This window comes from Clostridium sp. AUH-JLR23 (genome assembly GCF_964238065.1).
GTDB lineage: Bacteria > Bacillota_I > Bacilli_A > Erysipelotrichales > Coprobacillaceae > Allocoprobacillus > Allocoprobacillus merdigallinarum.
Window position 1 is genome coordinate 43,608 of record NZ_CAXSKY010000018.1, and the last position, 11,257, is coordinate 54,864.

Annotated in this window: 9 protein-coding genes; 7 read left to right on the plus strand and 2 right to left on the minus strand. The window is 33.1% G+C overall.

Translation table 11 applies throughout. The annotated features are described in order from the left end of the window. Positions 1–49: 49 nt before the first annotated feature. Both pckA and eno read left to right on the plus strand, forming a co-directional pair. Entirely contained in the window at positions 50–1,639 is a 1,590-nt protein-coding gene (gene pckA, locus ACESR5_RS09480) for a phosphoenolpyruvate carboxykinase (ATP) (protein WP_191340889.1), read from the plus strand. Positions 1,640–1,828: 189 nt separating this feature from the next. Further along, complete coding sequence (eno, locus tag ACESR5_RS09485) at positions 1,829–3,121, plus strand: phosphopyruvate hydratase (RefSeq protein ID WP_373155267.1); 1,293 nt, start codon at positions 1,829–1,831, stop codon at positions 3,119–3,121. 64 nt (positions 3,122–3,185) lie between these two features. Here the strand turns inward: eno and ACESR5_RS09490 are convergent, their stop codons facing one another. After that, positions 3,186–3,479 carry a rhodanese-like domain-containing protein gene (locus tag ACESR5_RS09490; protein ID WP_158093943.1) on the minus strand — a complete coding sequence of 98 codons (294 nt, stop codon included), beginning with the start codon at positions 3,477–3,479 and terminating at the stop codon, positions 3,186–3,188. Between the two features lie 230 nt (positions 3,480–3,709). Here ACESR5_RS09490 and pgk point away from each other — a divergent pair, with 230 nt between their 5' ends. From pgk to ACESR5_RS09510, 4 genes are all read left to right on the plus strand, one after another. Continuing rightward, positions 3,710–4,894 carry a phosphoglycerate kinase gene (pgk, locus tag ACESR5_RS09495; RefSeq protein ID WP_373155269.1) on the plus strand — a complete coding sequence of 395 codons (1,185 nt, stop codon included), beginning with the start codon at positions 3,710–3,712 and terminating at the stop codon, positions 4,892–4,894. 16 nt (positions 4,895–4,910) lie between these two features. Continuing rightward, a complete protein-coding gene (tpiA, locus tag ACESR5_RS09500) occupies positions 4,911–5,654 on the plus strand; it encodes a triose-phosphate isomerase (RefSeq protein WP_087244921.1) in 744 nt (247 codons plus the stop codon). Between the two features lie 231 nt (positions 5,655–5,885). Next, complete coding sequence (gene adhE / locus ACESR5_RS09505; RefSeq protein ID WP_373155272.1) at positions 5,886–8,561, plus strand: bifunctional acetaldehyde-CoA/alcohol dehydrogenase; 2,676 nt, start codon at positions 5,886–5,888, stop codon at positions 8,559–8,561. Positions 8,562–8,658: 97 nt separating this feature from the next. Beyond that, positions 8,659–10,128: a glycoside hydrolase family 1 protein gene (locus ACESR5_RS09510; RefSeq protein ID WP_087244332.1), complete on the plus strand. Its 1,470-nt coding sequence runs from the start codon at positions 8,659–8,661 to the stop codon at positions 10,126–10,128. Positions 10,129–10,192: 64 nt separating this feature from the next. Here the strand turns inward: ACESR5_RS09510 and ACESR5_RS09515 are convergent, their stop codons facing one another. Continuing rightward, complete coding sequence (locus ACESR5_RS09515; RefSeq protein WP_087244331.1) at positions 10,193–10,513, minus strand: PTS sugar transporter subunit IIB; 321 nt, start codon at positions 10,511–10,513, stop codon at positions 10,193–10,195. 156 nt (positions 10,514–10,669) lie between these two features. Between ACESR5_RS09515 and ACESR5_RS09520 the strand changes: the two genes are divergently transcribed. Further along, positions 10,670–11,020: a NusG domain II-containing protein gene (locus ACESR5_RS09520; RefSeq protein ID WP_087297206.1), complete on the plus strand. Its 351-nt coding sequence runs from the start codon at positions 10,670–10,672 to the stop codon at positions 11,018–11,020. The last annotated feature ends 237 nt before the right edge of the window (positions 11,021–11,257 follow it).

Genomic DNA, 11,257 nt, shown 5'->3' on the forward strand with positions numbered 1-11,257 from the left:
TTTTTATAAAATAAAAGAAAGAAGTCTTAAAAAAGAAAGGAGTGTTTGTATGGATGATTATGGAATTAAAAAATATGGGATTAGTACGACAGGAAATGTTTTTAGAAATATTCCAGCGGGATCATTGATTGAAAAAGCTTTAATTAAAAAAGAAGGACGTTTAAGTCGAGCTGGATGTTTATGTGTGGAAACAGGTCAAAGAACGGGACGTTCACCTCATGATAAATATGTTGTAGATACGCCAGCTGTTCATGATAAAATTGCTTGGGGAAAAGTGAATCAACCTGCATCTAGAGAACAGTTTGAAAAAGTTTATCAGGCAATTATTCAACATTTTCAAGATAAGGATTTATATATTTTTGATGGTTATGCTGGCGCAAATCCAAAGTATTCTTATGGTTTTAGAATTATTAATGAAAAAGCAAGTCAAAATCTTTTTATTTCTAATTTATTAATTAAACCAACACCACGTGAATTACAACATTTTCAAGAGGATTATTTAGTATTGGTTGCTCCTGATTGTCATGTTGATGCATCAGTTGGTTTAAATAGTGATGTGGCTGTTATGATTGATTATGAAAAACAGATTGTTTTGATTGCAGGAACTGGATATTCTGGAGAAATCAAAAAGAGTATTTTCTGTGTCATGAATTATATGTTACCTCAACGCAATGTTTTTACAATGCATTGTTCAGCTAATATTGGGGAAGATGGAAATACGGCATTATTTTTTGGATTGTCAGGAACAGGAAAAACAACGTTATCAACAGATCCTCATCGTCAATTGATAGGTGATGATGAACATGGTTGGTCACGGACTTCTGTTTTTAATTTTGAAGGTGGATGTTATGCAAAATGTATCAATCTTTCACAAAAAAATGAGCCAGATATTTGGGATGCTGTTAGATTTGGGGCTATGGCAGAAAATGTCTGTTTATTTGAAGATACAAGAATTATTGATTTTGATGATGACTCTATTACAGAAAATACACGTGTGGGTTACCCACTTGAATTTATTAAAAATATTGAACCAAGTGGTATGGGACCTATCCCTAAGACAATATTCTTTTTAGCTGCTGATGCTTTTGGTGTTTTGCCACCTATTTCTAAATTAGATCAAAATTCAGCTGTTTACCACTTTGTATCAGGTTATACAAGTAAACTGGCTGGTACGGAAAATGGTATTACTGAACCACAGGCAACATTCTCTACATGTTTTGGAGAACCATTTTTACCAATGGATCCACTACTTTATGCGAAACAATTTCAAAAACGCATGACCAAAGCAGGATCTAATGTCTTTTTGATTAATACTGGATGGGTTGGCGGTTCTTATGGTATAGGACGTCGAATTCCATTAAAATATACTAGAGCAATGATTGAAGCGGCCATTAATGGAGAATTAGATTATGTTAGCTATGAAGTTGATCCATTCTTTAATTTAAACATTCCACTCTTTTGTCCGGGAGTTCCTCAGGAATTATTAAACCCTCGAACAACATGGGTTAGTAAAGATGCTTATGATATGACAGCTCAAAAGCTTGTTGAAATGTTCCAGGAAAACTTTAAACAATATACAAATTTCCCAGAAATGATTATCAATGCTGGACCAGGAGGAAAGATTAACAATACGTTTTAAAAAATAATGGGTTGTCTTTTTTAACTTGTATAGAACAATGAAGATATGTAAATACTATGAGTGATAAGTGATTTTGAAAGTATAAAGATTGCACAAGATCAGAAAATGTGTTATTCTATTGATAGTTAGTTATAACTAACTTATATGTGATATAGATCATACAATGAAACTTATTAGGAGGAAAGTAAAATGAGTCAAATCGTCAGTGTCTATGCAAGAGAAGTCTTGGATTCACGTGGGAATCCAACAGTAGAAGTAGAAGTGAAAAGCGAAAGTGGTGCTTTTGGTAGAGCCATTGTTCCAAGTGGTGCTTCAACAGGTGTCCATGAAGCTGTTGAATTAAGAGATAAAGATGCCAACAGATATTTAGGATTAGGTGTTTTAAATGCTGTTCAAAATGTCAATGATGAAATTGCAAAAGCAGTTGTAGGTGAAGAAGTCACTGCACAAAGAAAAATCGATCAGATGATGATTGATTTAGATGGAACACCCAATAAAGGTCGTTTAGGAGCCAATGCGATTTTAGGTGTGTCATTAGCTGTTGCCAAATGTGCTGCTCATGAATTAAATATTCCTTTATATCGTTATATTGGAGGAGCGAATGCTCATGTGTTACCTACGCCAATGATGAATATTATTAATGGTGGGGCACATGCGGATAATAATGTGGATTTCCAGGAATTTATGATTATGCCAGTCAATGCACCTTCGTTTAAAGAAGCTATTCGTATGGGAGCTGAAGTTTTCCATGCATTAAAGAAAGTTTTAAAAGGAAAAGGATTAAACACTGCCGTTGGTGATGAAGGTGGTTTTGCGCCTAACTTAGCATCTAATGAAGAAGCGATTCAAACAATCTTAGAAGCGATTGAAACAGCTGGATATAAACCTGGTGTTGATGTGAAATTAGCTATGGATGTTGCAAGTAGTGAATTCTACAAAGATGGAAAATATACACTACCAGGAGAAAACAACAAATCATTTACGTCTCAAGAACTTGTTGATTTCTATGTTGAACTTTGTGATAAATATCCAATTATTTCTATTGAAGATGGATTAGATCAAGATGATTGGGAAGGATGGGATTACTTAACTGAAAAATTAGGTGATCGTGTTCAATTGGTTGGTGATGACTTCTTTGTGACAAATACAAAACGTTTACAACAAGGTATTGAAAAAGGTGTTGCTAACTCTATTTTGATTAAAGTGAATCAGATTGGAACTTTAACTGAAACATTAGAAGCTATTGAAATGGCTCAAAAAGCAAACTATACAGCTGTTGTTTCACATCGTTCTGGAGAAACAGAAGATACAACAATTGCTGATATTGCAGTAGCGACAAATGCTGGTCAAATTAAAACTGGTTCTGCTTCTCGTACAGACCGTATTGCAAAATACAATCAGTTGATGAGAATTGAAGATGAGTTAAAAGATCAATCTTGTTATGCATCAACAGAAGCTTTTTATCAATTAAATAATCAATAATATTTTATTGGTCATAGATAAAATGGAAAGACTTGAGTATCAATCATAAGTCTTTCCTTTTTTATTAAAAATATTGTTCATTTTTTAAAATCAGTAAGGATTGAAAGCTATGTGGAAAATATTGACATTGAAAACCTAATTGTTGGCATTGTTCTGCCATCTTTTTAGCAGTTTTTCCAGTATCACAGATAAAATATAGAAGTTTATCATGAGGTAAATAAGGAATTTGACTTTTTAAATCATCCCCAGGAATATTGATAGCATTTTTTAAATGAAGTTGACGAAAAGAAAATTCATCACGTAAATCAATAATGAGAGTTTGTGGATTATAGATATGTTGAAGGATATCATCATACATAAAATCACCACTATTAATATATGTCAATATAATGTGTTGGTGAAAGTGTTTTTATAGAATGAGTCAATAAATGACGATTATACGGAGATTATTTTGAGTTCACATAAAATATAAAAACAGCTTTTTCTATTTTTACAAAAAATGACAATTCTTATTGCTTTAACAACTATAAAAGCAATTGAAAATCAGTTATAAGAATGTTATAATTTGCACATGGAGGGTTGAGAAAAATGGACAAAAAAACAATTAAAGATATTGAAGTCACTGGAAAAACTGTCTTAGTTCGTGTTGACTTCAACGTACCTAGAAACAAAGAAACAGGAGAAATTACAAATGACAACAGAATTGTTGCCGCATTACCTACTTTAAAATATTTGTTAGAACAAAAACCAAAAGCTATCGTATTGTTCTCACATTTAGGTAAAGTAAAAACTGAAGAAGATAAAGCTAAAAATGATTTATCTGTTGTAGCTCCTAGATTATCTGAATTATTAGGAGTAGATGTGAAATTTGTAAACTGTACAAGAGGACCTGAACTTGAAAAAGCTGTTAAAGAAGCTGATAATGCTCAAGTCATCTTAGTACAAAATACACGTTATGAAAAAGGTGAAAGCAAAAATGATCCTGAATTAGGTAAATATTGGGCATCACTTGGAGATGTATTCGTTGAAGATGCATTCGGTTCAGTACATAGAGCACATGCTTCTACTGCTGGGATTCCTGCTCATTTACCATCTGCTGCTGGATTCTTAGTTGAAAAAGAAATTGCTTATATTGGAAAAGCTGTAAGTGATCCTGAAAGACCAATGGTTGCTATTTTAGGTGGAGCTAAAGTTTCTGATAAGATTTTAGTTATTGAAAACTTATTAAAGATTGCTGATAAAGTTATCGTTGGTGGAGGTATGACTTATACTTTCATGAAAGCTATGGGACATGAAATTGGTAATTCTTTAGTTGAAGATGATAGAATCGAAGTTGCTAAAGAAATTATTGAAAAAGGTGGAGATAAATTAATCTTACCTGTTGATTCAGTAATCAATAATGCATTTGCTGCTGAAGGTGATATTAAAGTATGTGGTGAAGATATTCCAGAAGGATACATGGGATTAGATATTGGACCTAAATCAGTTGAAAATATCAAAGCTGCTTTAGAAGGAGCTAAAACTGTTGTATGGAATGGTCCAATGGGTGTATTTGAAATGGAACCATTCGCTAAAGGAACTATCGCAGTATGCGAAGCTTTAGCAAACTTACCAGATGCTAATACAATCATCGGTGGTGGAGATAGTGCTGCTGCTGTAATGCAACTTGGATATGCTGATAAAGTTTCTCATATCTCAACTGGTGGAGGAGCTTCATTAGAATATATGGAAGGTAAAGTATTACCTGGTATTGCTGCAATTGATGATAAATAATAAGGGGATTATGACAATGAGAAAACCAATTATCGTAGGAAACTGGAAAATGAATAAAACAATTGCCCAAACAAAAGCTTTTGTTGAAGCAGTTGATGGAGCATGCACTGATAAAGCTGATTGGGGAATTGCAACTCCATATTTAGCTTTACAGACTGCTAAAGGTGCAGCTAAAAACTTAATTGTTGCTGCTCAAAACTGTCATTTTAAAGATAGTGGTGCTTATACTGGAGAAGTGAGTGTAAGCATGTTAAAAGAAATTGGAGTAGAATGGGTTATTTTAGGTCACTCTGAAAGAAGACAATATTTTGGTGAAACTGATGAAACAGTGAATGCAAAAATGCGTCAAGTTTTATCAAATGATTTAACTCCAATTGTATGTGTTGGTGAAACATTAGAAGAATATGAAGCAGGAACAACTAAAGATGTTGTGAAAACTCAAACAGTAGCTGCATTTAAAGATGTATGTCCAAACTGTGCAAGTCGTGTTGTTATTGCTTATGAACCAGTATGGGCTATTGGTACTGGAAAAACTGCAACTAATGAAATCGCTCAAGATGTTTGTGCATATATTAGAAGCGTTGTTGCTGAATTATATGGACAGGAAGTTGCTGATCAAGTGAGAATCCAATATGGTGGATCTGTAAAACCAGAAGGATTAAAAGCTTTATTAGAACAACCTGATATTGATGGAGCATTAGTAGGTGGAGCTTCTTTACAAGAAGATTCATATAAAGCTATGATTGCTGCATTAGACTAATTGTTTATTGAAAAGTCAACCTATAAATATGGGTTGGCTTTTTTTGAAAATGAAAATAAAAGATATGGAAAATATTGATTTTTATTGGGAAAAATAATTTTATAAATTGAAAAGGTTTACATTGTTTTTTCGCTTTTTTTATTATGAAAAATATATACTCTTGCTTGTTTTTTCACAAGGAATATAGTATATTAGACGTGTAAATAATTTTATGATGTCGGAGGAAATGTTATGGCAGAAAAAAAAGCTGTAAAAAAAGAAGCCCCAAAGGCTGAATGGACTAATGAACAAGTCGATGCTCATATTGATGAGTTAGTACAAAAAGCATTAGTTGCATTAGACAAATTTGAATCTTTTGATCAAGATGCTGTAGATTACATCGTTGCAAAATGCTCTGTTGCTGGATTAGATCAACATGGTGTTTTAGCAGAAGCAGCTGTCAAAGAAACTGGAAGAGGTGTCTTTGAAGATAAAGCTGTTAAAAACTTATTCGCCTGCGAATATGTAACAAGTAATCTTCGTCACTTGAAAACTGTAGGAATTATTAATGAAGATCCTTTAACTGGAATTACTGAAATTGCTGAACCAGTTGGTGTTATCTGTGGTATTGTTCCAACAACAAACCCAACTTCAACAGTTATCTTCAAATCATTAATTTCATTAAAGACAAGAAACCCAATCATCTTCTCATTCCATCCATCTGCATATGAATGTTCAGTTCAAGCTGCAAAAGTAGTGAGAGATGCTGCAATTGCTGCTGGAGCTCCAGAAGATTGTATTCAATGGATTGGTGTACGTGGATCAATGTATGCAACTAACGCATTAATGAACCATCCAGGTGTTGCAACAATCTTAGCAACTGGTGGTAACGCAATGGTTAAAGCTGCTTACTCTTGTGGTAAACCTGCTTTAGGTGTTGGTGCTGGTAACGTACCTGCATATGTTGAAAAATCTTGTATCTTAAAAAGAGCAGTTAATGATATCGTATTATCAAAATCATTTGATAATGGTATGATTTGTGCTTCTGAACAAGCTGCAATCGTTGACCAAGAAATTTATAATGAATTTAAAGAAGAAATTTCTCGTTTTAAAGTATATTGGGTAAATGCTGAAGAAAAAGCTAAACTTGAAAAATATATGTTTGGTGCTGAAGCATACAGTGATAAAGTTAACGAAGTTGGAACTGTTAATGCTGCAGTTGTTGGTAAACCAGCAACTTGGATCGCTGAACAAGCTGGATTTAAAGTACCAGAAGATACTCAAATCTTACTTGCTGAATGTAAAGAAGTTGGTCCAAATGAACCATTAACAAGAGAAAAATTATCTCCAGTATTAGCTGTATTAAAAGCAACTTCAACTGAAGATGGTATTGCTAAATCTGCTGCTATGGTAGCATTCAACGGTTTAGGACACTCTGCTGCTATTCATACACAAAATCATGATATTTCAGTAGAATTTGGTTTAAAATGTAAAGCAATTCGTGTTATCGAAAATGCTCCATCTACATTCGGTGGAATTGGTTCAGTTTACAATGCCTTCATTCCATCATTAACATTAGGATGTGGATCTTATGGTCACAACTCAGTATCTAATAACGTTAGTGCTGTAAATTTATTAAATATTAAGAGAATAGGGAGACGTAACAACAATATGCAATGGGTTAAACTTCCTCCAAAAATCTACTTTGAAAGAAATTCAATTAGATATTTAAGAGATATGAAATACATGGAAAAAGCCATGATTATTACTGATAGAGGTATGTACAATCTTGGATATGTTGAAAAGATTGAAGACGTTATCAGAAGAAGACGTAATAAAGTTGACTTAGAATTATACTTCGATGTAGAACCAGATCCAAGTATTGATACAGTTAACGAAGGTGTTGAATTAATGAGAAAATTCCAACCTGATGTTATCATTGCATTAGGTGGTGGATCATCAATGGATGCTGCAAAAGTTATGTGGTTAATGTATGAACATCCAGAAGTTAACTTCGATGATATCAAACAAAAATTCATGGATATCAGAAAACGTGCATTCAAATTCCCTGAATTAGGTAAGAAAGCAAGATTAATCTGTATCCCAACAACTTCAGGAACAGGTTCAGAAGTTACACCATTCGCAGTTATTACTGATAAGAAAGCTAATAAGAAATATCCATTAACTGACTACGCATTAACTCCAACTGTAGCTATCGTAGATCCAGAATTCGTTATGAGTTTACCACCAGCAATTGCTGCTGATACTGGTATTGACGTATTAACTCATGCTGTTGAAGCTTATGTTTCAATCTTAGCTTCTGACTTTACTGATGGATGGGCTAAACAAGCTGTTAAGATGGTATTTGATTACTTAGAAGAATCAGTTACAAAAGGAACTCCAATCGCTAGAGAAAAAATGCACAATGCTGCAACTATCGCAGGTATGGCATTCGCTAACGCATTCTTAGGAATGAACCACTCATTAGCTCATAAGATTGGTGGAGAATGGCATATTCCTCATGGACGTACAAATGGTATCTTATTACCACATGTTATTAGATACAATGGTACAGTTCCAACTAAATTAAATATCTGGCCAAAAATTGAAAACTATAAAGCTGATATTAAATACATGGAATTAGCACAATTAATTGGATTAAAACCAAAAACTCCTGAAGAAGGTGTTCAAATGTTCGCTGATGCATGTGAAGAATTATGTGTTAAAGTTGGTGTTGCAACTAACGTTAAATCTCAAGGTATTGATAAAGCTGCTTGGGAAGAATCAATTCATAGAATTGCTATGAACGCATATGAAGATCAATGTACTCCAGCTAACCCAAGAATGCCAATCGTAAAAGATATGGAAGAAATCTTACGTACTATTTACGATTATGAATCAAAATTTGCACCTAAAGATGCAAAATAATATAAATCGAGCATAACCTTATGGCTATGCTCTTTTTTCTTACAAATAGAAAAAAATATTGTATAATAAAGTTATAAGGAAATGGAGGTAATAAAAAATGGGTTTTCCTAAAGGATTTTTATGGGGTGGAGCAGTTGCTGCCAACCAATGTGAAGGTGCTTATCTAGAAGATGGAAAAGGTTTATGTGTGCCTGATATGTTATTAGGTGGAGATGTGAATACACCAAGAACATTTTTACCAAAAACAGATCCTACAGCCTTTTATCCAAGTCATGAAGCTGTAGATTTCTATCACCATTATAAAGAAGATATTGCTATGTTTGCTGAAATGGGATGGAATGTTTTTAGATTTTCAATTAACTGGGGACGTATTTTCCCTAATGGTGATGATGAAGAACCAAATGAAGCAGGTTTGAAGTTTTATGATGATGTGATTGATGAATGTCATAAACATGGAATGGAACCTTTGATTACTTTATGTCACTATGAAATTCCATGGAATATTGTCACAAAATATAATGGGTTTACTGATCGAAGAGTGATTGATTTATTTGTAAAGTATGCAACAACATGCTTTAAACGATATAAGGATAAAGTGAAATATTGGTTAACTTTTAATGAAATCAATATTGCATGTATGGGTGAAGGAGGAATTGGAAATCTTTATGGTTTAGGAATGATGGATCCTGAAGATGTCAATTCAGATCATCGTATTCCATTGGATGAATTAAAGAGTGATCCACAAAAAATGTTTGAAGCATTACATAATGAATTTGTTGCCAGTGCATTAACTGTGAAAGCAGGACATGAAATTAACCCTGATTTTATGATAGGAAACATGATTGCTCATACAACAGTTTATCCATTGACACCAAATCCTAAAGATATTTTAGCTGCATATGATGAAGATGATTTCAAGAATAATTTCTGTGGTGATGTTCAGGTTCGAGGTGAATATCCATCATATATGTGGCGCTATTTTAAAGAAAACGGTATTGATACTTCTTATATTACTGAAGAAGATAAGAAAATTTTAAAAGAAGGAACAGTTGACTTCTATACATTCTCATATTATCAATCTAACTGTATCACTGTAAATAAGGATGTAGAAATGGCTAAAGGTAATATGACAGTTGGTGCTAAAAATCCTTATTTAGAAGCAAGTGACTGGGGATGGCAAATTGATCCAGATGGTTTACGTTATACATTAAAATTATTGAATGGCCGTTACCCACATACACCATTAATGATTGTTGAAAATGGACTTGGAGCATTTGATAAGGTTGAAGAAGATGGTTCTATTCATGATGATTATCGTATTGCCTACTTAAGACCACATATTGCTGCTATGAAAGAAGCTATTGAAGATGGTGTCCCATTAATTGGTTATACAACTTGGGGACCAATTGACTTGGTTTCAGCAGGAACAGGACAATATGCAAAACGTTATGGATTTGTTTATGTGGATAGACATGATGATGGAACAGGAGATTTCTCTAGAAGTCGTAAAGACTCATTTTATTGGTATAAAAAAGTTATTGCATCTAATGGAGAAGATTTAGATTAAGTAAAAAAAAGGACATTTAGAAATGTCCTTTTTAAGTATTCATATGTTAGCGAATGTTTAACGCTTATTTTTTCCAATCTTCTAGCATTTTTAAAGCTTGGTCTAAAACTTTTTCACCGTCCATCATACCATAAGTACGCATGTCAATAACATCAACAGGGATAGCGTTTTTAACTTGTTCTTTGATAGAATTTAAACGGAAACGAACTTGAGGTCCAATAAGTAAAACATCACATGGATCAGCAGCATATTCTGTTGTAAGAGCAGTTTCACTAACAGCCCAAATTTTAGCTTCTAAACCTCTTTCTTTTGCAGCTTTTTGCATTCTTGTGACAAGTAAGCTAGTTGACATACCAGCGCTACATGCTAACATGATTTTAACCATATCAAGATTCCTCCTTATTTATAATATTTCTATATAAATATTATACACCTATCTTATCAATTATGAAATAACAAAGATTAAATTTCATAAAATTATTGACTTATGTGTCACTCTTGATTACCATAATAAAGAAAATAAAAGTAAAGGAAATCATATATGAAAAAGAAAGACATTATTTTTATTATTGGCTTATGTATTGTGATTGGCGCAATCTATTTTATTTATCAACTGACTCAAGATAAAAAAGGTGGTATTATAGAAATCCATTATCATGATGAAATTATTGAAACAATAGATATATCAAAGAATCAGACATATACTTTTGAAGGAGATTATGGTGAATTTCATTTAGAAGTGCAAGATCATCAATATCGTGCAGTCAATGTTGATTGTCCTAATCATGATTGTGAAAAAGTTGGTTGGGTTAAAGAAGGAAGTTCAAAAAGTATTATATGTGTACCAAATCAGATTTATGTTGTACAAGCAAATGTAGAAGCACAATACTAATCAAGAAAAACTGTGAATTAAGAAATTGTTCATAGAGAATTCATAAGTTCTCGGTAGTATATAAGTGTCTTAAGACAAGACATATAATATGATAAAATATAGACGATCCCTCTCCCTATATACCAATTCGTCTATAAAAGTAAAAAGAACGTTTCCCCACGTTCTTTTTTTGTGTGTGCCACGCATGGCATAAAACTTGGTGGTGAAAGTCCACTGTGGAGGTTTCGTACTACCAAC

Excerpts from the sequence above, each read along its gene's own strand:
- ACESR5_RS09515 (WP_087244331.1), bottom strand. The coding sequence starts at position 10,513 with ATGGTTAAAATCATGTTAGCATGTAGCGCTGGTATGTCAACTAGCTTA.
- ACESR5_RS09490 (WP_158093943.1), bottom strand. The coding sequence starts at position 3,479 with ATGTATGATGATATCCTTCAACATATCTATAATCCACAAACTCTCATT.
- tpiA (WP_087244921.1), top strand. The coding sequence starts at position 4,911 with ATGAGAAAACCAATTATCGTAGGAAACTGGAAAATGAATAAAACAATT.
- eno (WP_373155267.1), top strand. The coding sequence starts at position 1,829 with ATGAGTCAAATCGTCAGTGTCTATGCAAGAGAAGTCTTGGATTCACGT.
- ACESR5_RS09520 (WP_087297206.1), top strand. The coding sequence starts at position 10,670 with ATGAAAAAGAAAGACATTATTTTTATTATTGGCTTATGTATTGTGATT.
- pgk (WP_373155269.1), top strand. The coding sequence starts at position 3,710 with ATGGACAAAAAAACAATTAAAGATATTGAAGTCACTGGAAAAACTGTC.
- ACESR5_RS09510 (WP_087244332.1), top strand. The coding sequence starts at position 8,659 with ATGGGTTTTCCTAAAGGATTTTTATGGGGTGGAGCAGTTGCTGCCAAC.
- pckA (WP_191340889.1), top strand. The coding sequence starts at position 50 with ATGGATGATTATGGAATTAAAAAATATGGGATTAGTACGACAGGAAAT.
- adhE (WP_373155272.1), top strand. The coding sequence starts at position 5,886 with ATGGCAGAAAAAAAAGCTGTAAAAAAAGAAGCCCCAAAGGCTGAATGG.